Genomic DNA, 25,777 nt, shown 5'->3' with positions numbered 1-25,777 from the left:
AAAACCTACGAGATCTAAAATAACGGGTCCGTCATTGCGAGGAACGAAGCAATCTTAATGCACTCGCTAGTAGCGAGTGCATTAAGATTGCTTCGTCGTTCCTCCTCGCAATGACGTCTGATTCTAAAAGAAAAGGCCGCAAATTAATTTGCGGCCTTTTCTTTTATACTATTTACAACCTAGCTTACACCGTGTAATTTTACTTTTAATCCATCCATGTTGTTGTTTAACTGCAACTGGCAGGCTAAACGTGAGTTTGGTAAAAGATCGGGTAAAGTATCCAGCATGGCATACTCATCATCTGTCATTTCATTAAGTTTTTCTTCGCCTTCCAAAACATCAACACAACAGGTGGCACATAAAGCCATTCCGCCACAGGTGGCTAAAATATCGTATTCCGAAGCCTTTAAAAACTCCATTAGGCTTAAACCCATGTCGGTTGGGGCAACGTGTTCAGTAACCGAGCCATCCGGCTCCTGCATGTATATATTGATGTTGTTTTCCATTTTTGGTTCTCTTATTATTTGAACAGCAAATATAGGAGAAAGCTTAAAATTCTGAAACTCCGTTTACAGTTGTATATTTCATCGTGTATTTAACACCCGGATTCATGTACGAATAAGCACTGTGACTCATTAATGCCGCCTCGTGGAAACCACAAAGAATCAATTTTAACTTGTTTGTATAGGTATTGATATCGCCAATGGCATAAATACCCGGGATGTTGGTCGAATAATCATCAACATTAACCTCTATAGCACTTTTGCTGATGTTTAAGTTCCAGTCTTCAATTGGACCTAATTTAGGGCTCAAACCGAATAAAGGAATTAAGTGATCAGCCTCAACAACTGTTTTTTCCATGGTGCGGTTCTGAACAATTTCTACCTGCTCCAATTTATCTGTTCCATGTACGGCTTGCAGATTGCTGTTTAAAATCAGGTTGATTTTTCCACTTTCGGCCAATGCCATTACTTTTGCAACAGAATCTGGTGCACCACGGAAACTCTCGCTTCTGTGAACCAAAGTAAGTTCAGAACAAACTTCTGCCAGGTAAATGGTCCAGTCTAAAGCCGAATCGCCACCGCCTGCAATGACCATTTTCTGGTCGCGGTATTTCTCCGGATCAAGAATCATGTAGTTTACACCCTTACCGTTTTCAAAGTTTTCTAAATTTTCTACAGCAGGTTTACGTGGCTCAAAGCAGCCTAAACCACCGGCAATAACCACAACCTTAGCTTCGATAACGGTACCCATATTGGTGGTTAAAACGAAATCGGCTTCACCGCGTTTTTCTAAACCTTCGATACGTTCGCCTAAAGTAAAGGTAGGATGGAAGGGTTTCGCCTGTTCCATTAAATTATCGATAAGCTCCTGCGCCAATACAGATGGGTAACCAGGAATATCGTATATCGGTTTTTTAGGGTAAATTTCAGACAGCTGACCACCAACCTGAGGAAGGTAATCAATTAAATGACAACGCATTTTTAATAAACCGGCTTCAAAAATGGCAAATAAACCAACCGGACCAGCGCCTATTACGGCTATATCAGTAGTGATCATTAAAGAAAAATTTGACGCAAAGTTACAAAATAAAGTCTTATCAATTCTGCTATTTAGAAATATTCTAGATAATTTTGCAATACTATTATATTCAGTATTTTATATGCTTTGAGCTAACGGAAAACAAAAGTTAAAGGTTTTTAATGTTTTAAAGCAAATTATAATTGGTCTATAGGTTTAGTGGGGGATTATCAATTGAGCTCTTGAAAATGCGAAAAACTCACAATTAAATTACCAGATCTAGCTAAAATTCCAAAAAAGTAATAACTTTCCTGATATTCTTAATTAACGATGCTTGATTATTTTTTTATTGCTTTGCCCATAGTTGCAATTTGGGTATTGATGTTTCTGTTTTGTGGACGGAGCTGGCAATTGCCAGCTGCCTTTATTCCCTTCTGCATCTGGGGCCTTTATTCAGGAAATAGCCATTGGAAATGGCTCTTAATCATTCCTTTGTTATCCCTATTAGTCGTTGATCTGCACATTACAGTAAAAGAAACCAAATTTACTCGGGAGATCACTATTTTGAGTTATGTTTTAACTATTCCGTTTTTAGTGCTCTATCTATTTTATGGACGGGGATTTGTAAAGGATGGAACTTTGGTTTCTGTTATTTGGGGCTATATTTTTCAGATACTTGTTTTAATATTTGTGTCTAAATTCTGGTTTTCTGACGTATTGTTGTTATTTATAAATCGTTTATCACTAAAGGATAAGCGTTATGTAGAAACACAGGTGATAAAGAAGTTGATGAAAACGGTGGGCAGATCTACAAACTATTATGTTGTGTTTTATAACCTAGGTAAAATGAAAGTTTCGGGTTTCTTTTATTTGTATCTAAAGTTTAAAGGGGTGCAGGCAGAAGATAGAATAGAAATTGTCATTATGAGAGGCTGTTTGGGAACAGAGTTCATCACCGGCTTCCCAAAAATTCTATCTCGATAATATATTACCACAGAAGCAAAAGACTGCATGGGGGAATTTCCATGGTTTTTACTTCTGTGGCAGAATTAGATTACCACCTCATCCCCAAATTCTGAAATACAAAACTCCACACATCCGCCGCCTCTTCAATTAACTTGGTGGTAGGTTTACCCGCTCCGTGGCCGGCTTTGGTTTCAATCCTGATTAAAACCGGGTTTTCGCCCTTATATTTTTCCTGTAGCGTTGCCGCAAATTTAAACGAGTGTGCAGGTACAACACGATCGTCATGATCGGCTGTGGTGATTAATGTAGCAGGGTAGTTCACGCCACTTTTTATGTTATGAAGCGGTGAATATTTAATGAGATAATCGAAATCTTCTTTTTTGTCGCTCGTTCCGTACTCCACTGCCCAGCCCCAGCCAACGGTAAATTTATGGTAACGCAACATGTCGAGCACACCAACGGCAGGTAAAGCCACTTTAAAAAGATCAGGTCTTTGAGTCATGCAGGCACCAACCAGAAGTCCGCCATTTGAACCACCCGAAATGGCAATTTTAGATGGATTAGTGTATTTTTCTTTCACCAGGTATTCGGCTGCGGCAATAAAATCGTCGAATACATTTTGCTTTTTAGCCAACATACCACCTTTATGCCAGGCTTCGCCATACTCACTTCCTCCGCGCAAACTCGGCTGAACGTAAATGCCGCCACGCTCTAAAAACAACATGCGCGATAAACTGAATGCAGGCGTTAAACTGATCTGAAAACCACCATAAGCATAAAGATAAACGGGGTTATTACCATCTAATTTGATGCCTTTTTTATGTACGATGAACATTGGTACCTTAGTGCCGTCTTTAGAAGGATAAAATACCTGTTTGGTTTCATAATCGTCGGTATTGAACTTCAGTTCCGGTTTTTTGTATAAAACTGATTCTGCCTTAGCCACATCATAACGGTAAATGCTGTTGGGCGTGGTGAAATTGGTAAAAGTGTAGAAGAATTCTTTGTCCTCCTTATAACCACCAAAGCCACCAACCGTACCTATGGCAGGAAGTTTTACGTCGCCAATTTTCTTGCCTGTTAAATCAAATTGAATAATATTAGTGCTGGCATCTTTTAAATAGGTTGCCCATAAAAATCCGCCGCCGGTTCCGATACTTTCCAAAGCTAATTTTGATTCCGGAATAATTTTCTGCCAGCTTTTCGGGTCTGCATTTTTCGGATCAACCAAAACAACCTGTTTGTTTTCTGCACCTAAATCGGTATTCACAAGCAATTTATCGCCAACATTATCTACAACGCTGTGGTTGTGTTCGTAACCTTTAATGAGCGGTGCTATTTTGCTTTCCGGTGCTTTTAAATCCTGATAATATAATGCATTTCCCGATGTACCTGCACTGGCATATACCACCAAAAAGCGTTCATCTTCGGTAACGCTGGCACCAAAATATAAGTTAGGATTTGTTTTATCTTCAAAAATCAGCTGATCATTTTTCTGCAGATCGCCTAACTTGTGATAATAAACTTTTTGGTACTTATTGGCAGCCGAAAGATCGGTTCCTTTTGCAGGCTCATCAAACTTACTGTAATAAAAACCATCACCTTTCCAGGCTGCTCCAGAAAATTTGGTCCATTTCAGTTCATCACCCATTTTCATTTTGGTGGCAATTTCCATTACATAAATATTGCTCCAGTCTGATCCGGCCTGTGCTACAGAATAAGCAATGTATTTCTTATCGTGCGAAAAACCCAGGATTGAAATGGCCGCCGTTCCATCAGCTGTAAGCGTATTCGGATCGAGAAAAACTTCTTCTTTGCCGTCTAATCCTTTTTTAATAAACCAGATGCTTTGGTTTTGCAGTCCATCATTTTTAGTAAAAAAATAATATTCGCCAACCTTAAATGGAGCACTTTCTTTTGGGTAATTCCAGATTTCGGTTAAACGTTTTTTAATGTCGGCGCGGTATGGAATCTGCTCCAGGTAATTTTGCGTTACTTTATTTTCGGCATTCACCCAGGCTTTTGTTTCGGCAGAGGTATCGTTTTCCAGCCAGCGGTATGGATCGGCGATGGTGGTACCAAAGTAATTATCTTTAGTGTCGTCTTTTTTAGTTTCAGGATATTTCATCAATGTTATTTTTTCTGCAGGTTTTTTGCCCTGGTTACAGGCGAAAAGGCTTAATGCAAATAAGCTTAATACAATTTGTTTTTTCATAGTGAAACAGATTTATTTACTAATATATGTCTTTTTTCCTTTGGGTTGATTTCCCAGATTGTATTGCTTTAGGCTTTGGACTTTCGGCTTTACTCTCTAAGCTTTCCACTTTTTTCTTTTACCTTTGAGACTGCACATGGCTAAGAACATTTATTTCGCTTCCGATTTTCATTTAGGCACACCAAATTATGCCGAAAGCCGTGCCCGTGAAGCGCGGATTGTAAGCTGGCTGGATTTTATAACGCCAAACTGTAGCGAACTCTTTTTAATGGGCGATATTTTCGATTTCTGGTTCGAATACGCTACCGTGGTTCCGAAAGGTTTTATCCGTTTACAAGGAAAATTGGCTGCCATGGCCGATGCGGGAATAAAAATCTACTTTTTTAAGGGCAACCATGATATGTGGGTGCGCGATTACTTTACCCTTGAAATCGGGATGGAAATTATCAGTGATGAACTGATTATTGAACGAGGAGGAAAAAAATTTTACCTGCACCATGGCGATGGCTTAGGACCCGGAGACAATAAGTATAAATTTTTAAGAAAGATTTTTAGAAGTAAAGTTTGCCAGTGGTTATTTGCCCGGCTGCATCCTAATTTGGGTATTGGTATAGCCAATGGCTGGAGCAGGGGCAGCAGGGCAGCACAAACCGAAAAAGAAGTGTTTTTAGGCGAGGATAAAGAATGGCTGGCCATTTATGCCAAAGCGCAATTACAAAAAACGCATTTTGATTATTTTATTTTCGGGCACAGGCACCTGCCGCTCGATATTGATTTGGGCAACGAGAGCAGGTATGTAAATATCGGCGAGTGGCTCAATTATAATTCTTACGCAGTGTTTGATGGGCAGGAGTTGAAATTGGAGTATTATAAGCCTAATTTATAGTCCCTATTTGTTTTTGGAAAGCAGCACCTGTAGCATCAGTTTAATGTTCGCCGGGCTTTTCGTTATAGTCCCGATTTTGAAGGAAAATCGGGAGCTGCCACTTCAATCCCGTTTAAATACCCCGGTTTCTGCTATTATTTAGGGTTGCGAGGTGCCTAAAATGCACCGCCCTTTATATCTGAACCCGATAGAACGAAAAGCCCGGATCCCGATTTTTCATCGGGAGAGGACTTGAAGTGATAACGGGACTACAGGCTCCCATAGAAACAAAACCCGTTCATTTCCAAACCTTTTATAAGACATTGACTTTCAGACCGTAGATAAAGAACTTTCTTGTTTGGAAAGCAGAATCTGTAACGCAGTTTAATGTTATTCAGGCTTTACGTTGTAGTCCCGATTCGAAAAAAATCGGGAGCTGTAACTCCAATCCCATTTAAATACCCCGGTTTCTGCTGCTATTTAGGGTTGCGAGGGGTGCCTAAAATGCACCGCCGTTTGTATCTAAACCCGATAGAACGAAAAGCCCGGATCCCGATTTTTCATCGGGAGAGGACTTGAAGTGATAGCGGGACTACAGGCCGCCAATAGAAACAGAACCAATTCATTTCCAAAACCTTTTAATAATACAATAACCATCGTTTTTACACCTTACAGTTAAACGAATCAAACAGTTAACCAATTAACCATTCTCCCCAAACAAACAAATTCAGCTTTTTTCCTTATTTTTGCATTTCCTGAATTTTTGGGCCTACGCCAATCGTCAGGAAATTTCAACAAGAATAAATATGTTAGATAAATTAGAAGCTATAAAGCTGCGTTGGGAAGATGTGGAAGAATCGTTGAGCAATCCGGATGTAATCCAGGATATGAAACGTTTTGCGGCTTTAAATAAAGAATATAAAGACTTGGGCAAAATTGTAGATGAGTACAAAATCTACAAAAATGTGATGAGTAATATTGATGCCAATAAAGAAATTTTAGCGACTGAAAAAGATCCTGAAATGCGCGAAATGGCAAAAGAGGAGCTTGATCTGCTGTTGAAACAACAGGAAGAAATGGAAAGCAATATTCGTTTGATGCTGATTCCTAAAGATCCTGAAGATGCTAAAAATGCCGTATTTGAGATCCGTGGTGGTACTGGTGGTGATGAAGCTGCTTTATTTGCCGGCGATTTATACCGCATGTACACCCGTTATTTCGAAACCAAGGGCTGGAAAGTGGAAACTGTAGATGTAACCGAGGGTACGGCCGGTGGTTATAAAGAGGTGATCTTAAAAGTGAGTGGTGATGATGTTTATGGTCAGTTAAAATACGAAAGTGGTGTGCACCGTGTGCAACGTGTACCTGATACCGAAACTCAGGGACGTGTGCATACCTCGGCAGCGTCTGTAGCGGTTTTGCCTGAAGCAGAAGAGATTGATTTGTATATTAACCCGGCTGATATTGAACTACAGACTTCACGCTCTGGTGGTGCCGGTGGACAGAACGTAAACAAGGTAGAAACCAAGGTGCAGTTAACGCACAAACCTTCGGGTATTGTGGTGGTTTGCCAGCAGGAACGTTCGCAACTGGGTAACCGCGTAATTGCAATGGAGATGTTGCGTAGTAAACTTTACGATATCGAATTGCAGAAAAAGAATGGTGATATTGCTGCTAAACGTAAAACAATGGTATCAACCGGCGACCGTTCAGCAAAAATCAGAACCTATAACTACCCTCAGGGGCGTGTTACCGAACACCGCATCGGATTAACGATGTATAACCTGCCAAGCATTATGGATGGCGATATTCAGGAGATTATTGATGCACTTCAGTTTGCTGAAAATGCAGAAAAGATGCAGGAAGGCGCTGTAGGTTAAGGGGTTAAATATTTTTTAAAAAAAAGTTTGCGAATTAAGATATAGTCTCTATATTTGCAACCTCGAAAGAGACAAGAGGTTCTGACTTTAAAGGAGAACAAAAGGAGTGGTAGTTCAGCTGGTTAGAATGCCTGCCTGTCACGCAGGAGGTCGCGGGTTCGAGTCCCGTCCATTCCGCGAAAATAGTTTTAAATTTAACTAAAAGCCTGTAAATTAAATGTTTACAGGCTTTTTCGTTTTCTGGTGGCACCAAATTATTCATTTTTTCGCAAGGAAAAGGTGAGCAATTCGGTGAGCACATTAAACGGTATCAATGCTCACCAATTATAGCTTAAACAGTTGTTTATAAGCTGGCATTTGAAAGTTTTTGGGTATTTTCATCGTGGATCGATTTTAAGAAAAAGTCTTTAGTAGTGGATAATATTTTTTATGGTTTCAAAAGACCTTTGGATATCTTGGTCATATTTATTGATAGTAAGATCTGACTCATTAGTGTCTAGATGATATGTCTGTGAATTATTCAATAATGCTTAAATACGCCTCAAATATAAGCCCTTAGAATTTCTTGATTTAAAGGTATCTAAAGGACAATATAAATTTAAACAAAGCTTTTGCGGCCAATGATTCCCATTATCATCCAGAGTTAAAGTTCTATTTCTTAGTAGCATATTTTAAATTGTCGAACAATCTTTCTATCAATCTTCTATCATGCGTAATAATTTCTGCAATGCCCTTGCTTTCATATTTAAAATCGAGCTTACCACCGTAATTGGTTTGTAGTCCCTTTGGAAAATCAATTGTAACCAAATATGTCTCGATACTTCCGTTTTGTGTTTTTTCGGTATTGGTGGTTAAAGAGATTGTTTTCACCCGCCCCTCCACAGAACCATACTCCATATATGGAAAATTATCTAATTTAACAATAACCTCTTGCCCGATTTTTACCTTTCCGGCACCATTGGCGGGAAGCAATACCTGCCCATATGGCTTATCATTAATGGGCACAATGGTAAAGATCGGATCTCCTGCCTGTACAAACTGGTTTTCGTTATAAAATTTAAGGTACTGTAGCTTGCCGCTAAATGGGGCCTTAAAAACATATTTTTGCTCCCATATTTTAATATTGTCAATAAGATCATTGTAAGAAGAAATGAGGTTAAGATGCAGTTCTTTTTCTTTTTCGGGATCTGCTATATGCAATTGTTGTATTTTATTCTGGGTTTCCTGTATGGCTTGACGTGTCATAATAACAGCATTTGTTGATGACTGAACTTTATCCTTAGCAGAAAGATAGCTCATTTCAGTTTGATCAAGCTCTGATTCGCTGATTACCTTTTTCTTGAATAAAGAAGAGTCTCTTTTATAGAATTTATAAACATAACCCAATGAACTTTTAGCCATAACCAACTGGTTTTGAGTATTGATGATGGCCTTGCGCTGCTCAGCTAAAATGTTATTGAAACTCACCTTTTGGCTGTCATAGAATTTATCCTCCCTATAATTCAAAAACTGTTGGATAGCATTAATGAATCCATAATATTTAATATTCAGTTCGCCAAAAGAAACATTTTTAGGAAAGTGGTTACGCAAAAGATTAATATCATCCGATGATGGGTTATACTTTTTAAGTAGCCTACTGATCGAATCAACAGCAAAAGGGGTGGTCGAATTTTCAAGATAAGCAATTATCTGCCCCTCTTTTACCTCATCTAAAGAAAGTGCACCATTAAGTTTCAGTTTTCCATTGCCATTGGCCACCAGTTTAATCGGTGCATTGCTGGCATTCACCACAATTTGCCCAGATGAAATATCCGGATAACGGCCAATCCAGCCAAAAATGGCCATTAAGATAAAAAGGAATAACACCACCAGGCTAACGGCTAAGCCAAAGCGTGTTGGCATCCTTTCGATGATGGCTGTGACCTCTTCAGAGCGCTGTGATTGAAGTGCAATTTCGAGTTTTGTATTTTTAGTTGGGGGCGTTTGCATATTTAATTATTTTGGTTATGGATAACTTGTCTTAACCAGAATTGATTTCATATTTCCAAAAGAAATCGTGTTAGCCGATGAAGAATATTTTAAGTTAGTTTTCTAAAACTGTTGCTGGTAAAACCGTGTTTGTTAGATCCATCTGCGATTGTACTAATTGATGATATCTGCCTTTTTTTTCCATCAGCAGATCATGATTGCCTATTTCCACCACCATGCCACCTTGCATCACTACAATCTGATCGGCTTTACGGATCGTGCTCAGACGATGGGCTACAACAATCACTGTTTTGCCTTTAAAAACATCGTCCAGCGCAGCCGTTATCTTTTGCTCATTAATGGTATCGAGCGAATTGGTTGCCTCGTCAAAAAACAGGTAGTCTGGATTTTTATACAATGCGCGTGCAATTAGAACACGTTGTTTTTGTCCCCCACTCAATCCACGGCCCTGTTCGCCCATTATGGTTTCATATCCCATTGGCAAAGCTTCTATTTCCTGAGAAATATTGGCCGTCTGAATGGCTTTCTTCAATCTTTCATAGTCTACCTTTTCATCATCCAGAATAATATTGTTTAAAATAGTATCGTTAAATATTTTGCCATCCTGCATTACCGCCCCGCATTTATCTCGCCATTGCCGCAAACTGATGTTGTTGATATTCATATCGCCAATCCTGATGTCGCCATAGGTAGGTTTGTACAAGCGCAGCAACAATTTCAATAAGGTTGATTTACCACTACCACTATCGCCAACTATCGCCGTTACCTTTCCCTCTGGAATTATTAAACGGATGCCCTGTAGAATGGGCTTACCTGCAGGGCTATATTGAAAGACTACATTGTTGACAATTAAACTTTTTTGTTCAGGCAGTTCCATATTGTTCTGCCCGACATTGTCATGCTCATCAGGCAGTTGGTGTATTTCGTTAAGCCTCAGAAAACTAAGCTGGGCAAACTGAAAGCCAATAATAAACTGTATAAACTGGCTCACGGGCGCATTCAGCATTCCGATAATAAACTGTGTCGAAATCATTACACCAAAGGTAATATCACCTGCAATAACTGCTTTTGCGCAATAAAAAGTGATAAAGAGGTTTTTTAACTGGTCGATAAATTGTGCACCAAGGTTTTGGCTATTGGTTACACTCATCACCCTTAGGTTAACTTTATACAGCCTGGCCTGTATGCCTTCCCATTTCCAGCGTTTCTGTTTTTCGTAGTTGTTTATTTTTATATCTTGGATACTGGCTATGGTTTCTACCCAGTAGCTTTGGTTTTTGCTCACCAGATCGAAGTACTCCCAGTCCAGTTTTTTTCGTAGTTTTAAAAAGGCCATGACCCAGCTAACATATAGCGTACTTCCTGCCAAAAAAATATAACAAATAATCGGATTGTAAATAAACAGGATCACACCGAATACTACAAAAGTAAGCACCGAAAAAATCATCCCTATAGAGTTGTTTAATAAAAAAGACCTGATGCGCTCATGATCCTGCGCCCTTTGCAGAATATCTCCGGATTTTTTGTTCTCGAAAAAAGTGATCGGCAGGCGCATCAGCTTGATCAGATAATCAGAAATCAATGCAATGTTGATCCTGGAAGTGATGTGCAGCAAGATCCAGTCCCTAACCATATTGCTGAGCAGTACACTGATAATGATGGCTACATTGGCGATGAGAATGATATTGATAAAATCCAGATCATGTGTCTGGATACCAACATCGATAATTGCCTTGCTAATAAAAGGCATCAGTCCCTGCAATATAGTTACCAACAGCATTACAAAAAACAGGTTGACAAAACTTTTTTTATAAGGCTTAAAATACCCCAAAAAATTCTCGAAGGTCTTTAAGCGTTCTATCTTTTCGTTGGCCTGACGTTCGTAAAAATCGGCCTGAGGCTCAATGGCCATCAACACCAGTTTATCCTGGTTGCCACCATCCTTTTTAATGGTTTTAGCTGCGAATTCTTCTGCACTATAGGTAACATAACCTTTTGCTGGGTCTGCAATGTAGATTATACCATGAGGGCTATGATTTTCCACTTTATTCTCCGCACTTTTAGCTTTGACCTTATACGCCACTACAAAATGGCTATTATCCCAATGTACAATGGCCGGTAAGGGAATTTTATCAATTAAATCTGCTATAGTACATCTTAAGGCCAGAGACCGCAATCCGATACCCTCTGATGCATGGCTAAGATCTGCAAACGAAACGCCTTCTTTGGTAATGCCGCATTTATCACGCATATATTGCAAACTGTAGAATTTACCATAATGTTTGGCAATCATCTTAAGGCAGGCCGGACCACAGTCCATCATATCCATTTGCCTGTCGAGCGGAAATTTATTGAGCATATAAGTAGATATTATTGTGTGCTAATATAGTAGTGCAGAAGGGTAATTGGTTGTTAATAAATTACTATTTTAACGCAAACGTTTGTCTGTATTGTGTATACAATGAGAGGGTTTACGGCACGGATTAACTAATTAATTAGTTAAATAATAAGATATAAATGCTCGATTCAAAGATACTATAGCGTTTTAGATAGTATTAAAACAAACGCAAACGTTTGTGCTATCTTTTCATATACAAGATGGATATTTTGGGGATACCTTAGACTAAAATCTAAATTTAAAAAGTTATGAAAACTAAAGCTAAATTAGCGTTCGAAATGTTGGAGAAAGAGATGGAACTGATCAGAAAAGAAGAACAAGCAGGATTTAAGGGTGGAGGGGATGGTAAGGGCTGGGAGTATGGTATTGATCCACAGGGAAATACCTATTATAGGCAGCAGGGCGATGATACATGGACAGCTTTTAAACCGCTTGGTGTTGAGGTAACACCAGATGGTCCTCCAAAGCCCAATCAGGATATGATTGATACTTCAACAATCTACCATGAACCATCATTGGATAGCGACAGACCTTGGTATGGTATACACAATCCTAACGCGCCTACGCCAAGTGGGGTTGTAGGAGGGGATGATCAGTCATATAATCCATTTGCAAATTTTGACTGGGATAGTTATTACGCCCATTTACTTAATTCCTCCGGTTACAACTCCTCTGGTTACAACTCCTCTGGTTATAACTCTTCTGGATACAACTCTTCTGGATACACCTCTGATGGCTATAATTCTTCTGGATACACCTCTGATGGCTATAACTCAGCTGGGTATAACTCAGCTGGATATAATTCGGCAGGCTACAATGCAAGTGGTTTTAATCCCATTTTTCTTAACTTTGCTGGTGTAACCGTTCCGGATCAGTTAACAACATTAGCTCAAGAATATTTCGAAAAGCTAATAGAATCTCCTGTGATAAAAGTTGGAGGATATTTAACTGCTGCATTAGAAGTTTACCAAGTTGTAGCTGATGCTGACAATATGACAACAGCAGAATTTGCATATAAAATATCGGTTATTGGCGTTGGTGTAGCCAGTGCTTGGGCAGCGCTAGGAATTGTTAGTTTCGTTGAATTTGCAGAGATTATAGGAAAAGCCGGTCAACAAGCCGAGAGCTTTACTTCTAAATGGCTGCATGATAAAATGCATCCAACTGACCCAGACTCATTCTTTTCGCCTGTACCACAAGAAGTTAGAGATGAATGGGAAGCTGCTAAAAATACTCCTTAATGACTTATAAGCGAACACTGATTGCGACTTTAAAAAACTGTAAATGGATCATTTTATCATTTCTACTGGCAGTTATAATAATACTTTTTGCGCCAACATTAGATGAAAATAAAACATTGATATTAATGCTAGGAGTCTTTATTATATTTTTGATATTAAATATTCCACAAATATATTTATTAAATCAATATGAAAAAGTTAGTAATTACGAAAGTTTTCAAATAGATTATGAAAACAGCACATTCATTATAGCAACAAAAGATGGCAGCATTCAAAAGAAATTTAGTGATTTGAAAAACGTACAGTATCACAAACCTGCGGTACCAACAGTTTATTTGTCTCTTATGTTAAAACTTTGCGAACATCTATATTTTTTCAAGTTAGAATTTCAAGATAATAGCAAGTATTATCTTACGAGTTTATTGTCACCAAAACCTATGATAGTTGAAAAAGGTGCTCTTTATAATTATTTTATAATGGTCGAAAGAAAGTTTGCAAGTATCAAATAGTACTCAAAATGATAAATGAAAGACATAATTATTATAAAGTTTCTGCTAATCTAATACTTGTATCACTAGCTATTTGGTTAGTTAGTTTCCTAAGCAATATTCAAAATTTAAACACTAAAAACATAGTAAATATTGGGACTTTTGTAATTGTCTTTATCATGCTGTCGATATTTACCAGAAAGGGTAAAATATGGATTAAATGGTTTATACTTTTATTAATCATCTATCTCTCATTACCCCTACAGTACATAATTAAAAATATTGCAATAACACCGGCTTATGGAACAGCATACATTTTACAATTCATAGTATTAGTCATTTCGTTAATATTATTGTTTTTAATTCATAAGCCTACCAATATATTCAACTCATGACTAAGACAAACCACTTGCAACCTTTTGTTAACAAATAATGTTATACAATTTTCATTCTCTTTATTTTGATAACAATTCTCGTTCCGACTTATAACTGTGGAAAATATATTTATAAGTGTATCAAAAGCGTTCTATCTCAATCTTATATAGATTATGAACTTTTGATTATAGACGACGGAAGCACCGATGATACGGAAAAAATTGTTAAAGCTATTTCAGACAAAAGGATTACTTATCTAAAAAATGCAAAGAATTTAGGAGTAATTGCAACACTTAACAAAGGGGTACAACTTGCGAAAGGTAAATATATTGCTCGGATGGATGCTGATGATCTGATAACAGGTAACAGATTACAAACGCAGGTTGACTTTCTAGAGAGAAACCCGGAGTTCGGCATGGTCGGCTCATGGTACAGGGTAATGGACGAAAGTGAAAAAGTGATGTTTGAGGTGAGAAATTATACCAATCCTGATTTTTTGAAATTAGGATTGGTTTTCACAAACCATTTTGCCCATCCGGCGGTAATGATGCGTACAAAGTTAGCTAAAAAGTTATTGTATGATAAGGATTTTAAGCATTGTGAAGATCACGAACTTTGGACACGATTTGCAGAAGTAAAAAAAGTGACCAATTTGCCTTTTTTCTTTTTGCATGTACGCTCTCATGCGAAAGGTACATGTAACCTGAACCAAAAGGACCTGAAAATTTCGGTTATAAAACTGCTTTCCAGGGAACTTAATAAAAAGGGCATAAAGCATACTCCCGAAGAATTGATGTTGCATGCATCAATCTGTTTTGGTTCAAGCAAAAAGCTGGCACAAGAATGTAAAAAAGCAGGGGATCTAAAAAAATGGCTGGAAAAAATTTTCGCATCACCGTACATTAGAAAAAATTTCACGAAAGAAATCCTAGATAAGTTTAAAGCAGACACTATGCAAAATGCGGGCCTTAACTAAGAAGATATGATAAATCTTTTTTATGTTGATATTGATCTGAGAAATTCCGTAAGCGGAGTGGCCACCTATAGGGAGAATATCATTCCCTATTTTAAAGAGAATAAAGATATACAGTTACATAATGTTGTTTTCAGTGATAAATGCATTGAGGCGAAAATTGAAAAACATTTGTTAAAAACTTACTATTTGCCAGTAACCAGCTTTTCAAAGTTATTTTCTGATGAAACAGATTTAAAATCAATATTGTTTTTGGTCAATGATATCAAGAACTGCGAAAAAATAGTTTTTCATTTCAATTGGATTAACCTCTGCAACCTCGCATATATCATAAAAAAGTATCTTTCGTGTAAGATTATTCTTTTACAGCATTGTATTTCATGGAAAGAATACAATTCCTCAAATTACGGTTTATTTTATAGTCTACACAAATCTTTTGAAGCAAAAAAGCGAATAAAGATAACAGAAAAACGATTGATCTACGAGATGGCTTCTTACAAGTATATCGACCATATTATAACGGTAACAAATTGCGCCAAAGAATCTCTCGCCCTCTTTTTTGAGGTCGAGAGAGAAAAAATAAGCATAATATCCAATGGTCTGGATACTCCTGCTGCTTTTTCAAAGTCAATATCTAACAAAAATAAATTAAGGCAAAAGTACGGTTTCAAAAAAGAGGAGCAATTGATTGTCTATGCTGGTAATGTGCACGTACGCAAAGGCATTTTTGATGTGGCTAAAGCTTTTAATAAACTGGTTGAAAAGTATCAAAACTTGCGTCTGCTTATAGCCGGACAAGGCGATTACGAGGGCATTATTAAATTGGTAAAAGATTATTCGAACCACATCGTGTTATTGGGCAGCTTGGATACGAAGACATTATTTGATTTTTACCAAATGGCCGATATTGGTATTGTACCCAGCTATATAGAGCAGTGTAGCTATACCTGTATAGAAATGATGCATAACAGCTTACCATTAATTGTTAGCAATGTTGATGGATTAAAGGAAATGGTAAATGAGGATTGCGGTTTAAGGATAAAAGTAGACTTTGAAAAAGACAAAGCCTCAGTAAGCCAAAAGGATTTACTTGAAAAAATTTCTTTATTGTTGGATAATCCTAAAAAAGCAAAGCTATTGGCTAAAAATGCAAAACAATATGCTAGTACTTATTTTACGGCAGAAAGGATGGCCAGCGAAACCCTTGCGATTTACAAGGAAGTCCTTAGGGAGGATAAAAAGCTTAATGGTAAATGCTTGAGAAATCGAACGAAGGAAGAGGGAAATAAATCTTCCGGACCCTTGATTAGTATTGTGATTCCCTGTTACAATGCTGAAAAATATTTAAAAGAATGCCTGGATAGTGTTGTTCAACAATCGTTTGCCGATTTCGAAATTATTTTGATCAATGACGGTTCTGTAGATTCTACAGAACAATTGGTTAAGAACCAAACTGATCTTCGGATAGTCTACCTTAAAAACGATTGCAACTTAGGCATTGCCTATTCACTAAATAAAGGCATTGCAATCGCAAAAGGTAAATATATTGCAAGAATGGATGCAGATGATGTCATGAATTGCGAAAGATTAAAAGTACAGATAGATTTTCTTGAAGCAAATGAAGACTATGGTTTGGTAGGAAGTTGGCATAATATAACCGACCCAAATGGTTTTCCCTTCAGAAGAATAGAGATGCCAATAGAACACGACGAAATACATTTAACAATGTTGTTTTATAATCCAATTTCTCACCCTACAGTGATGATGAGAAAAGAACTTGCACAGTCAAATCCTTATAATGAAGAGTATAACAGATGTGAGGACTACGAACTATGGTTCAGACTTGCGGAAAAAACTAAAATAAAAAATTTGCCTACAGCTTTGGTCAATTACCGTGTACATCAAAATAATACACTAGGTCAACACCAAAAAGAAATGCAACACATGGTAATGGAGTTACTCAGTGCCGAATTGGAAAAAATTGGAATAGATCATACACCAGAAGAATTATTATTACATTTTGCAATTGGATTTGGCGTAGGCAAAAGATTTTTTAATACCTCAGAGCGTGTTAATGATTTAAATACCTGGCTTGATAAAGTGTTTAATAGTAATTACATAAGTACCAAATACACAAAAATGAAGCTAGAAAAAATCAGAAAGCATTTGGTAGAAAACTGTTGTGAATTAATAAACGAGCTAATTTAATATCGGTAGATATTGTAGCATTTAAAGGGCGAGATTTAAATAATTAGTGCTGTATAATGAAAAAATGTTGCAACATTTGAATTAATAGCTAAAACGTATAAAGAAAAGGCGACTGATTGTCCAACTGAACAATATTTAAAAAAGAAATTTATTGCTAAAAATTTGAAATCCAAGTTGGATTTTTATTGCAAAAATATTAATTAACTGTTATCTTTAAATAATCATTTACAGCCAAATAGTATCAAAAAAATGGTGAGCATTTGGTGAGCAGATTTTATATTTATTCTTTAATTTATTGATTTATAAGTGCTTATGTGTGGGTGGGTTAGCCCCGTCCATTCCGCAACAAAAGCCTTAACTTGCAAAAGTTGAGGCTTTTTTGTTTTAAAACCGCTCTCTTAAAATTATTTAGAATGAGCATCAGTGAGTTACATAATTATAGCATTAAATGTTGCTTATTATGGTAATAAACGGAATATTGTCTTTATATTTGCAATCCCGAAAGGGGAAAGAGGTTCAAACTTTAAAGGAGAACAAAAGGAGTGGTAGTTCAGCTGGTTAGAATGCCTGCCTGTCACGCAGGAGGTCGCGGGTTCGAGTCCCGTCCATTCCGCGAAAATAGTTTTAAATTCAACTAAAAGCCTGTAAATTAAATGTTTGCAGGCTTTTTCGTTTTCTGGAAATACCAAATTATTCATTTTTTCGTAAGAAAAAGGTGAGCAATTTGGTGAGCACAATAAACGGTATGAATGCTCACCAATTATAGCTTAAACAGTTGTTTATAAGCTGGTTCAATCATTAAACATCTTGACTGTAAGTGACAGAATTAACAATTTTGTTTCACTTTATTCATTTGTCATGAGAACAAACATGAATCTGCTTTTTTATTTAAAAAAGCGCTCTACTTACAAAAACGGTCCAATAACCATTTACTGGCGGTTTACAGTTGACGGACGACGGGCAGAAACCTCAACGGGAAAATCTTGTGATCCCAATCGCTGAAACGCACATGCCGGGCGTGCTGCTGGTACCAAAGAAGAAACCAGGGTTTTAAATGTTTATCTAGATAAGTTGCAGTCAAAGGCTCAGGAGCTTCACCAATTAATGACGGTAGGAAACGAAACCGTTACGGCAGAAACGGTTAAAAACCGTTTTATTGGGAAGGCTCTTCCGTCAAGAACTCTCGTTGCCATATTTGAAGATCACAACGTAAAGATGAAAAGCCTCATCGGCAAAGAATTTGAAAAGAGTACCCTTGAGTGTTACGAGACCTGTCTGATGCACGTTAAGGGCTTTATGTAGTTAAATTATAATTTTTCAGAAATTCCAGTTACAAAGATCAACTTTGCTTTCTTCGTTGATTTTGAATATTATCTTAGTAGCGTCTGCAACTGTGGGAATAACTCAGCGATCAAATACATCAAAAATCTCGGCAAAATCGTCCGTATATGTTTAGGTAACGGATGTCTGGCTGTTAATCAGTGTCTGAATTGGTCTCATACCTAAATAATAATCAACCTAAATTATTGTTTAAAATAAATTTCAGAAAAATATTTTTATTTCAATATAGATAATATATTTACGTCCATTAAAAATTAATAATCTGTGATGAAAATTTGTATAGCTACTGTATTCCTAATATTTTATGTGTGTATTATTTCTGTATTTGCATAGAATGTTTTATCAGGAAAGGTGATCACAATTAAGGGTGAGCCGATTGAATACGCCACGATTATAATTTTAAATGGGAAAAAAAATATTGTTTCATCAACTCTGTCAACAGCCGATGGTAGTTTTAATATTACAGAAGACTCATCTTCAATCTATATTTATGCAACTTATCTTGCTCAGAGATCTGATACAGTAAAGATGAGTAAACAAACAAATATTATCTTAACTATTGCCTCAAGGGAAAAAATGCTTAATGAAGTTCAGATTCAAGGGACGAATCAGATAATTTCCAGAAGAGCCGATCGATTTATCTTTACGCCAAACCAATCGATTACTCAAGGAGCCGCCGCTATCGATATATTAAAACTTGCCCCTTTTATACAATTTGACAATAAATCTGAGATTTTCTCAATCTTAAACAAAGAGAATACTATCATTTATATTAACAATCGAAAGTCAAAATATCATGGTTTATAAAAGTATCAGTGTGATTTTATTCACCATTATCATATCGACAATAACATTTGCTAAAAATCCTCTCATGGAACAAAGAATTATACACCTTTCGGGCATCGTAGTTGACTCCAGAACACTTCAGCCCATAGATTCTGTTATAATTTCCGACGAAAATGGCAATCGATTGGGAGCAACAGATAAAGCTGGTTACTATGAGGTTAAAATTAAAAATATCGATAAGGGAAGCATAAAATTTCAAATAGAATTAAAAAAAGATGGGTTTGTTTCTTTCAGACAGAGAGAAAACTGGGGAGACCTGAAGGGTGATACAAGATTAGTCTTATATTTTGGGCTTAAAAGTTCTGTAAGCGATGTGGCCGGGTTTTCTGAGTTTTATTCTGGTAAATTGAATAACGGATACAAAAATGTGTTAGAAGGATTTTCCGAAGTAAAAAATAAAAAGTCCTTTGAAAATGCTTTGAAAGCTGCTAAAGAAAATAACGAGAATGTTTTTTTTAATATTGCTGGTATGGCATTTATTGTGAGCGATACAGGATGGATAAAACTCTATTCGGAAACGGATGCCATATCTATAAATGGCAAGAAAATAGTTAAAGCAAATATGCTCAACAATATTCTTAAAAGATCTTCTATAAAAAAAATGACTCCCGTAAACGGTAATAATCAATACAACTTCTACATCGAGGCGAATTAATAATATCTATTTAAGATATTAGTTAAGGGAGTAATGACAATTAAACTTAGAACGAATTATGTTGAATTCTAAATATTTAGATTATTTAATTTCTCCAATGGTATAATTGTAAGCATAGTTGCTTTTAGAAATGACTACTGCAAACGTTCGAGTCCCGTCCATTCCGCAACAAAAGCCTTAACTTATAAAGTTAAGGCTTTTTTGTTCTGATAAATTCTTTCAAAATTCTATCACTCAGTTGCTTGTGTGCGCAAGGCTGCGAACTGATCAAAAGTCAGTTTTGGGTTCTTATCCATAAAGAGGAAATGTGTATCAGTATTTCCCTTTAAGTACAGTTCCGATTTATCATAAATGGCTGTATAAAGTTCCTGGCTGTTTGCGTTAATATCAGCACTTGCGTTTCCCTTTAAAATAATCTGGAGAAATTTCGTAGATAAAATTCCTTGTGTTTTTACTATAGCATTTTCGTCGGCTTCTATTCTGTAGAGATCATTTACATAAACAATAATTTTGCCCCGGATGGCACTGGTTCCTGTAATGGCTAATATTTCTCCCTGTTGTGTTACCCTGGCGGTTCCTTCATTATCATCAGCATAAGAAACCCCAGCATCAGGCTTTTGGATTAGGATCACATCAATATTTCCTTTTATTAAAATTTTCCTGAATGGCGCAACCTTATCAGTTTTTACAGGTTTATCTTCTGCAGCGCTGGCGGTTGAAGGAAAAATATAGGTCAATAATAAAACTAATACTGATACCGTGGCAATTTGGGATTTTAAGTAAGCTTTCATAGCGTGTGTTAATTTGAATGTTAATTAATAATTCGTTAAATAATATGAAGCCATTGTTTCTTTCGGTGATCATATCGTTCAATTGCATGTTAACGAAGGAAGTGCCAAAACAATTAATTATAAATATTTATTTAATAATCAGGTATTTAGCTATTTTTTGATCGATTTAAGTGTTCATTATCGAACAGTATGTGTGCGCCAATGAACGGCTATAATCAGCGCAGATTTCAAATTGCTGCGGAATGGGCCAGTTTGTATGGTATTTTTTATAAATTGACGTATTGAAACTCAGTGCAGTTTTACGTTACCTTAACCATTACCTGTAATGCATACCATTTTACCTTTTTTACTTGCCATGGTAGCCATCATTGTGCTACTGAATATGTGGGCTACCAAACTCAAAATTGCTTATCCTATTTTACTGGTTGTTGGTGGTTTACTAATCAGTTTCATACCTGGGTTGCCGAAGGTGAAAATCGATCCCAACCTCATATTTTTTATATTTCTTCCCCCGCTGTTATTTGAAGCTGCCTGGTCGATCTCTTTTAAGGAGATGAAAAAATGGTGGCGCATTATTGGTAGTTTCGCTTTCCTCGTTGTATTTTTTACTGCACTTTCTGTAGCGTTGGTTACCAATTATCTTATTCCGGGGTTTACAATTGCTATAGGGTTTTTATTGGGAGGTATTGTTTCTCCGCCCGATGCCGTGAGTACTGCAGCCATTACAAAATTTGTAAAAATCCCAAAATCTACTGCTGCCATTTTAGAAGGAGAAAGTTTATTGAACGATGCTTCTTCATTAATTATCTTCCGTTTTGCATTGGTTGCGGTTGGCACAGGTCAGTTTATCTGGCAGGATGCGGCTGGCAGCTTCTTGTGGATGGTAGCTGGCGGTGCAGGCATTGGTTTATTATTAGGTTGGGTATTTGTCCGGCTGCATCAGTATTTACCTACTGATGCACCTTCTGATATCGCATTGATGCTCATTGAGCCTTATTTTATGTACTGGATAGCCGAGCAGGTACATAGTTCTGGCGTACTGGCAGTGGTAAGTGGGGGATTGTTTATGTCGGCCAGGCGATTGGTATTTTTGAGCAGCACCAGCCGCATCAGGGCATTTAGTGTATGGGAAAGTTTTATATTTATTCTAAACGGTGTCGTCTTTTTAATTATTGGTCTGGAGCTTCCTGAAATCAGGGATGGATTGCGTTCACAAGGTATTCCCTTAAGTACCGCCATCGGCTATGGCTTACTGGTTACCGGCGTACTGATTGCGGCCCGCATCATCAGCTCTTATGCTGCCATGTTTGCCACACTTATCTTCCGCCCAGGTGTAGCACCCGCGGCACGTTCCAGGCGTACACTGATGTTTATGCCTCTATTGCTCGGCTGGACAGGTATGCGCGGAGTGGTTTCATTAGCTGCAGCATTGGCTATACCTTTAACATTCGATAATGGAAAAGCCTTTCCGCAAAGAGATTTAATCTTGTTTATCACCTTTGTGGTAATATTACTTACGCTTTTGGTACAAGGGCTTACGCTTCCGTCTATCATAAAACGTACAAGGGCCTTTGGTTTTATATTTAAGCAGGAAAATGAAGAAACGGTTAAACAAAACATGAAACAAGGCTTAAAACAACACAGTTATCAGTTCCTTAAAAATAAATACGAGAAGGAATTAAACGGACATGCGGGAATGGAAAAGTTGTTAAAGCATTGGGAAGAAAAATCGAAAGCCAGCGATGAAAGCTGGATGAACGATCAGATCAAAACCATTTTTATTGAGATGCTCGAAAGCCAGCGGGCTTACCTTACCGAACTGAATAAAGATCCTGCAATTAATGAAGAAATCATCCGCCATCAATTGTATCAGATGGATCTTGAAGAAGAAAGATTGAGGATTATTTGATTCGTGCCTGGTATATCTATGAAGTCAGGCTTTTTTGTTGTTAATAAACCTGGATAAATCCCGGCTTACAGCAATTCCTATTAATCAGTGTACCATATGAAATAGTTTATTTTAAGGGCTTCTTTTTTATGGATATTTTGTTTAGTTTAGCTAAACAAAATCATTTATATGTAAACATTATTTTAACCTTAATTTAACTATGAAAACATCAAAGCTTTTAACATCCCTCACTTACCTGATGATCCTGGCAACCTTTTCCTGTAAAAAAGCCGACACGGCTACCTCAGCAGGAGAAAAGATTTCGGATCAACAATCTTTAGCCAACAATGCTCTGCTTGCAAAGCCCAAAAAAGTATTATTTATCGGTATAGATGGCTGTGTATGGAAAGCCATTACCGCTTCAAATGCACCTAACCTCAAAACATTGATGGATCAATCGTACACCAGTACCAACGCGCTGGCGCAGGTTCCCACCTGGTCGTCAAACGGATGGTCAGCTTTGTTTACCGGGGTTGGTGTGGCCAAGCACAAAGCATCTGATAATAGTTTTTCAGGCTCAGACTTTGTAAACTATCCTTCTTTTTTCAGGCAGATCAAAACCAGTTTGCCTGCTTTGCGTACCGCGTCAATAGTAACCTGGTCGTCCATTAATGATTTTATCGTGGCCACGCAGGATGTAACGGTAAAACAGAACAGCGCAAGCGATAACGCAACAGAAACCCGGATTATCCAGGAAATTACCACCAGCAATTCGGATGTTTCATTTTGCCATTTCGATGATGTAGATCATGCCGGGCACGCCAGTAATTATAGAATCACCACTCAAATGTATATGGATTCGGTAAAAGCGGTAGATGCACGTGTAGGAAGAATTTTAACGGCTTTAAAAGCCAGACCAACCTATAACAATGAAGATTGGCTGATTGTAGTGGCTACCGATCATGGTGGTGATGCCAGCCACGGCGGAGCCAGCTATCCCGAACAAAATGCTTTTATTATTTTAAATAACAGTGCCATTTCACCTCAATTGGTAAATGCCCTGCCAACCACAGCAACAGAATCAACACCACATAGCATCTCCACAGTCGATTTTAAAACCAATGTTTATGGTCAGTTACCTGCCCTGAGTAATTTTAACCTGAGTGCTACCAGTAGTTTCACGATCGAGTTTAGGGCGAGGGCAACATCTGCTACAAGCGATCCGGTAATTATCGGAAATAAAAACTGGGCAAGTGGTTATAACAAAGGAATTATTATTTCTAACAGGAACGGCGTAATCAGGGCCAATTTTGGCGATGGTACCCACAGGCTTGATGTTGATGGGGTTGATTTAACCGATCAGCTTTGGCACCAGGTAGCCATCGTAGTTAACCGCAGCACGCAAAAAGTAACCATTTATGATGGAGGTGTACAAGTTGCTGAAGGTAATATTTCTGCTGTGGGCGATTTAGAAAGCGGCACCACATTTAAAATAGGGCAGGATGGTACAGGTAATTATAATCCTTACTTTACCGGTAACATTTCAGAAATCAGGCTGTTTAAATCGGCTTTGCCTGCAACCAGCATTAGTGCCTATAGTTTTACGGCTTTAACTTCGTCGCATCCGCAAAATGCTGACCTTGTTTTGTACACTAAAGGAAACGAAGGTACGGGAGCTATCTATAACGGAAGTCTGGTAACGCCTAAAATAAATATCCTAACCAAAAATAGCGCAACCATTACCTGGAGTGCCTTAACTACCCCGATATTTAAGCGTAAAACAACAGATTATCATGGCGCGCCTTATTTATACAATGTAGCACCCACCATATTAAAATTCCTGGGCATAACTAAGCCTGCTTATTACGATGGCAATACGCTGATTAATTTTTAAACCAACACCATCATATCAACCAAAAAAGCTGTATCCTCACTGAGAATACAGCTTTTTTATAAAATTTAGACCGGGAAATAATATTAATCCAGCAATGTCCAGGTTTTTCTGGCCTGTACCTGTTGTACCACCTGCTGTTCGGCAACCACAATGTTTTCTTTGCGTTGACCAATGTATTCCAGTCCGCTTAATTTATTCCAAAGTGCAACCAGTACGTTCATAAACTCGCTGGCCATCACCATGCTGTTATTAATCTGTTTATGATCGTACACCAGTTCGATGGTTTTAGCTAAAAGTTCTTCAAAGTTTCCAGGCGTTACATCTTTCCACTCGTAAAAGTATTTTAACAGTTCTTCTCTTTCGCGTGGATCAATCAGTTTGATTGCCGTAAAAAAGATATGTGCCAGACTTGAAAAATAACCGACCAAAACCACTGGCGATTCGCGGTGCGCGATGTTTCTATATTCATAAAACAAACCTGCAATATAATCTACAATCTTTTCCGAAATCAGGCGGATGTTTTTGCCAAGCGGTGTGATATTATCACGTCCGCCCGTTTTATCGATAATCTTAAACGCGGCCAATTGTAAATCGTTCAATAAAACGCTAAACGATTCATAATACCTGATTAATGCAGGGTGGCTGGTTATTGTTGTGCTCGGCGGGATGTAGCTGTTATTGATCGATAACCTTCCGTTCTCATAATAAACCTGCCCGATGGTTAAAAAATAGCTGTCGGCCGTTTGCGAGCCTACTTCACTTTCAGGTAAAACCGCAATAGAATAACCTTTTGCCAGTTCAGGGTAACGGATCGGACTTTCATCAGGGCTTGGAGTGCCGGTTGGTACACGGTTAAACGGGCTAACTACCAATAAAATAACATAGTTGCGGGGTTCTGACTGACCAAAATAATGGTTATGAACCAGTGTGTCCATATTATCAGATTGTGTAATATCGATATGGCAACCCTCTGGCGTAACCGCATTACAATACCTTACACGTACTTCAATGTGGTTGGTTGCCTTTTCAATGATTTCGATATCGTGCGAACTTTTATAACCTGCAAATGGAGGTAAAAATCCGTAATTACTGTTGTTCAGCTGTAGCGATACAGCATCGCGTACAAAATCCTGTAAATAGAGATCGCTTACGGTAAAGTGATCACTGGAGAGCTTCATGCCATTAATCCAGTTAATGGATTTATATTTTAGCGGCTTTATCATGATGGATGTTTTTATTATAG

At 37.7% G+C, this 25,777-nt stretch carries 20 protein-coding genes and 2 tRNA genes; 15 read left to right on the top strand and 7 right to left on the bottom strand.

Annotated features, from left to right (window positions below; all coding sequences use genetic code 11):
* Window positions 1-179: 179 nt before the first annotated feature.
* Window positions 180-506 carry a 2Fe-2S iron-sulfur cluster-binding protein gene (locus ACTJKC_RS07510; RefSeq protein WP_025141835.1) on the bottom strand — a complete coding sequence of 109 codons (327 nt, stop codon included), beginning with the start codon at window positions 504-506 and terminating at the stop codon, window positions 180-182.
* Window positions 507-549: 43 nt separating this feature from the next.
* Window positions 550-1,560, bottom strand: coding sequence for an NAD(P)/FAD-dependent oxidoreductase (locus ACTJKC_RS07505; RefSeq protein WP_113951684.1), 1,011 nt, complete (start codon window positions 1,558-1,560; stop codon window positions 550-552).
* A gap of 291 nt (window positions 1,561-1,851) precedes the next feature.
* Here ACTJKC_RS07505 and ACTJKC_RS07500 point away from each other — a divergent pair, with 291 nt between their 5' ends.
* Window positions 1,852-2,505 carry a hypothetical protein gene (locus tag ACTJKC_RS07500; RefSeq protein WP_440790919.1) on the top strand — a complete coding sequence of 218 codons (654 nt, stop codon included), beginning with the start codon at window positions 1,852-1,854 and terminating at the stop codon, window positions 2,503-2,505.
* A 70-nt stretch (window positions 2,506-2,575) separates the two neighbouring features.
* Here the strand turns inward: ACTJKC_RS07500 and ACTJKC_RS07495 are convergent, their stop codons facing one another.
* A complete protein-coding gene (locus ACTJKC_RS07495) occupies window positions 2,576-4,702 on the bottom strand; it encodes a prolyl oligopeptidase family serine peptidase (protein ID WP_440790918.1) in 2,127 nt (708 codons plus the stop codon).
* 136 nt (window positions 4,703-4,838) lie between these two features.
* On the opposite strand from ACTJKC_RS07495, the gene ACTJKC_RS07490 reads away from it, so the two are divergent.
* The 3 genes from ACTJKC_RS07490 (at window position 4,839) to ACTJKC_RS07480 (ending at window position 7,624) form a co-directional block, all read left to right on the top strand.
* A complete protein-coding gene (locus ACTJKC_RS07490) occupies window positions 4,839-5,588 on the top strand; it encodes a UDP-2,3-diacylglucosamine diphosphatase (protein WP_440790917.1) in 750 nt (249 codons plus the stop codon).
* A 785-nt stretch (window positions 5,589-6,373) separates the two neighbouring features.
* Entirely contained in the window at window positions 6,374-7,447 is a 1,074-nt protein-coding gene (prfA, locus tag ACTJKC_RS07485) for a peptide chain release factor 1 (RefSeq protein ID WP_090501656.1), read from the top strand.
* Between the two features lie 103 nt (window positions 7,448-7,550).
* Window positions 7,551-7,624: transfer RNA gene (locus ACTJKC_RS07480), tRNA-Asp, on the top strand.
* A gap of 474 nt (window positions 7,625-8,098) precedes the next feature.
* Here ACTJKC_RS07480 and ACTJKC_RS07475 read toward each other — a convergent pair.
* Together ACTJKC_RS07475 and ACTJKC_RS07470 are read right to left on the bottom strand one after the other, a co-directional pair.
* Window positions 8,099-9,436, bottom strand: a complete 1,338-nt coding sequence (locus tag ACTJKC_RS07475; RefSeq protein WP_440790916.1) for an HlyD family secretion protein — start codon at window positions 9,434-9,436, stop codon at window positions 8,099-8,101.
* A gap of 94 nt (window positions 9,437-9,530) precedes the next feature.
* Window positions 9,531-11,795: a peptidase domain-containing ABC transporter gene (locus tag ACTJKC_RS07470; RefSeq protein ID WP_440790915.1), complete on the bottom strand. Its 2,265-nt coding sequence runs from the start codon at window positions 11,793-11,795 to the stop codon at window positions 9,531-9,533.
* 287 nt (window positions 11,796-12,082) lie between these two features.
* On the opposite strand from ACTJKC_RS07470, the gene ACTJKC_RS07465 reads away from it, so the two are divergent.
* The 9 genes from ACTJKC_RS07465 to ACTJKC_RS07425 all read left to right on the top strand — a co-directional run bounded on the left by ACTJKC_RS07465 (window position 12,083) and on the right by ACTJKC_RS07425 (window position 19,961).
* Window positions 12,083-13,075: a hypothetical protein gene (locus tag ACTJKC_RS07465; protein WP_440790914.1), complete on the top strand. Its 993-nt coding sequence runs from the start codon at window positions 12,083-12,085 to the stop codon at window positions 13,073-13,075.
* Complete coding sequence (locus ACTJKC_RS07460) at window positions 13,075-13,584, top strand: hypothetical protein (RefSeq protein ID WP_440790913.1); 510 nt, start codon at window positions 13,075-13,077, stop codon at window positions 13,582-13,584. The genes ACTJKC_RS07465 and ACTJKC_RS07460 overlap by 1 nt, the downstream gene beginning before the upstream one ends.
* A 439-nt stretch (window positions 13,585-14,023) precedes the next feature.
* Window positions 14,024-14,914, top strand: coding sequence for a glycosyltransferase family 2 protein (locus ACTJKC_RS07455; RefSeq protein WP_440790912.1), 891 nt, complete (start codon window positions 14,024-14,026; stop codon window positions 14,912-14,914).
* A gap of 6 nt (window positions 14,915-14,920) precedes the next feature.
* Window positions 14,921-17,119 (top strand): glycosyltransferase, encoded by a 2,199-nt coding sequence (locus tag ACTJKC_RS07450; RefSeq protein ID WP_440790911.1) that lies wholly within the window; start codon window positions 14,921-14,923, stop codon window positions 17,117-17,119.
* A gap of 539 nt (window positions 17,120-17,658) precedes the next feature.
* Window positions 17,659-17,732, top strand: a tRNA-Asp gene (locus ACTJKC_RS07445).
* Window positions 17,733-17,977: 245 nt separating this feature from the next.
* Window positions 17,978-18,121 carry an Arm DNA-binding domain-containing protein gene (locus tag ACTJKC_RS07440; protein WP_440790910.1) on the top strand — a complete coding sequence of 48 codons (144 nt, stop codon included), beginning with the start codon at window positions 17,978-17,980 and terminating at the stop codon, window positions 18,119-18,121.
* 321 nt (window positions 18,122-18,442) lie between these two features.
* On the top strand, window positions 18,443-18,625 hold the full coding sequence (locus tag ACTJKC_RS07435; protein ID WP_440791415.1) for a phage integrase SAM-like domain-containing protein: 183 nt from the start codon (window positions 18,443-18,445) through the stop codon (window positions 18,623-18,625).
* A gap of 186 nt (window positions 18,626-18,811) precedes the next feature.
* Window positions 18,812-19,267: a carboxypeptidase-like regulatory domain-containing protein gene (locus tag ACTJKC_RS07430; RefSeq protein ID WP_440790909.1), complete on the top strand. Its 456-nt coding sequence runs from the start codon at window positions 18,812-18,814 to the stop codon at window positions 19,265-19,267.
* Between the two features lie 64 nt (window positions 19,268-19,331).
* On the top strand, window positions 19,332-19,961 hold the full coding sequence (locus ACTJKC_RS07425; protein ID WP_440790908.1) for a hypothetical protein: 630 nt from the start codon (window positions 19,332-19,334) through the stop codon (window positions 19,959-19,961).
* Between the two features lie 230 nt (window positions 19,962-20,191).
* Here ACTJKC_RS07425 and ACTJKC_RS07420 read toward each other — a convergent pair whose 3' ends face one another.
* The gene (locus ACTJKC_RS07420) at window positions 20,192-20,752 is read right to left on the bottom strand and encodes a GIN domain-containing protein (RefSeq protein ID WP_440790907.1); all 561 of its coding nucleotides are present in this window, start codon (window positions 20,750-20,752) and stop codon (window positions 20,192-20,194) included.
* Between the two features lie 325 nt (window positions 20,753-21,077).
* Here ACTJKC_RS07420 and ACTJKC_RS07415 point away from each other — a divergent pair, with 325 nt between their 5' ends.
* Together ACTJKC_RS07415 and ACTJKC_RS07410 are read left to right on the top strand one after the other, a co-directional pair.
* Window positions 21,078-22,661 carry a Na+/H+ antiporter gene (locus tag ACTJKC_RS07415; RefSeq protein ID WP_440790906.1) on the top strand — a complete coding sequence of 528 codons (1,584 nt, stop codon included), beginning with the start codon at window positions 21,078-21,080 and terminating at the stop codon, window positions 22,659-22,661.
* Between the two features lie 199 nt (window positions 22,662-22,860).
* On the top strand, window positions 22,861-24,534 hold the full coding sequence (locus ACTJKC_RS07410) for an alkaline phosphatase family protein (protein WP_440790905.1): 1,674 nt from the start codon (window positions 22,861-22,863) through the stop codon (window positions 24,532-24,534).
* 83 nt (window positions 24,535-24,617) lie between these two features.
* Here ACTJKC_RS07410 and ACTJKC_RS07405 read toward each other — a convergent pair whose 3' ends face one another.
* Window positions 24,618-25,757, bottom strand: coding sequence for a hypothetical protein (locus ACTJKC_RS07405; RefSeq protein ID WP_440790904.1), 1,140 nt, complete (start codon window positions 25,755-25,757; stop codon window positions 24,618-24,620).
* Between the last annotated feature and the right edge of the window lie 20 nt (window positions 25,758-25,777).

Origin of the sequence: Pedobacter sp. 22226 (assembly GCF_052045455.1) — a bacterium.
Taxonomy (GTDB): domain Bacteria; phylum Bacteroidota; class Bacteroidia; order Sphingobacteriales; family Sphingobacteriaceae; genus Pedobacter; species Pedobacter jeongneungensis.
The sequence above is the reverse complement of the archived record's forward strand: the minus strand, read 5'-3'. Positions and strand labels throughout refer to the sequence as shown.

Excerpts from the sequence above, each read along its gene's own strand:
- ACTJKC_RS07510 (WP_025141835.1), bottom strand. The coding sequence starts at position 506 with ATGGAAAACAACATCAATATATACATGCAGGAGCCGGATGGCTCGGTT.
- ACTJKC_RS07505 (WP_113951684.1), bottom strand. The coding sequence starts at position 1,560 with ATGATCACTACTGATATAGCCGTAATAGGCGCTGGTCCGGTTGGTTTA.
- ACTJKC_RS07500 (WP_440790919.1), top strand. The coding sequence starts at position 1,852 with ATGCTTGATTATTTTTTTATTGCTTTGCCCATAGTTGCAATTTGGGTA.
- ACTJKC_RS07495 (WP_440790918.1), bottom strand. The coding sequence starts at position 4,702 with ATGAAAAAACAAATTGTATTAAGCTTATTTGCATTAAGCCTTTTCGCC.
- ACTJKC_RS07490 (WP_440790917.1), top strand. The coding sequence starts at position 4,839 with ATGGCTAAGAACATTTATTTCGCTTCCGATTTTCATTTAGGCACACCA.
- prfA (WP_090501656.1), top strand. The coding sequence starts at position 6,374 with ATGTTAGATAAATTAGAAGCTATAAAGCTGCGTTGGGAAGATGTGGAA.
- ACTJKC_RS07475 (WP_440790916.1), bottom strand. The coding sequence starts at position 9,436 with ATGCAAACGCCCCCAACTAAAAATACAAAACTCGAAATTGCACTTCAA.
- ACTJKC_RS07470 (WP_440790915.1), bottom strand. The coding sequence starts at position 11,795 with ATGCTCAATAAATTTCCGCTCGACAGGCAAATGGATATGATGGACTGT.
- ACTJKC_RS07465 (WP_440790914.1), top strand. The coding sequence starts at position 12,083 with ATGAAAACTAAAGCTAAATTAGCGTTCGAAATGTTGGAGAAAGAGATG.
- ACTJKC_RS07460 (WP_440790913.1), top strand. The coding sequence starts at position 13,075 with ATGACTTATAAGCGAACACTGATTGCGACTTTAAAAAACTGTAAATGG.
- ACTJKC_RS07450 (WP_440790911.1), top strand. The coding sequence starts at position 14,921 with ATGATAAATCTTTTTTATGTTGATATTGATCTGAGAAATTCCGTAAGC.
- ACTJKC_RS07440 (WP_440790910.1), top strand. The coding sequence starts at position 17,978 with ATGAGAACAAACATGAATCTGCTTTTTTATTTAAAAAAGCGCTCTACT.
- ACTJKC_RS07425 (WP_440790908.1), top strand. The coding sequence starts at position 19,332 with ATGGAACAAAGAATTATACACCTTTCGGGCATCGTAGTTGACTCCAGA.
- ACTJKC_RS07420 (WP_440790907.1), bottom strand. The coding sequence starts at position 20,752 with ATGAAAGCTTACTTAAAATCCCAAATTGCCACGGTATCAGTATTAGTT.
- ACTJKC_RS07415 (WP_440790906.1), top strand. The coding sequence starts at position 21,078 with ATGCATACCATTTTACCTTTTTTACTTGCCATGGTAGCCATCATTGTG.
- ACTJKC_RS07410 (WP_440790905.1), top strand. The coding sequence starts at position 22,861 with ATGAAAACATCAAAGCTTTTAACATCCCTCACTTACCTGATGATCCTG.
- ACTJKC_RS07405 (WP_440790904.1), bottom strand. The coding sequence starts at position 25,757 with ATGATAAAGCCGCTAAAATATAAATCCATTAACTGGATTAATGGCATG.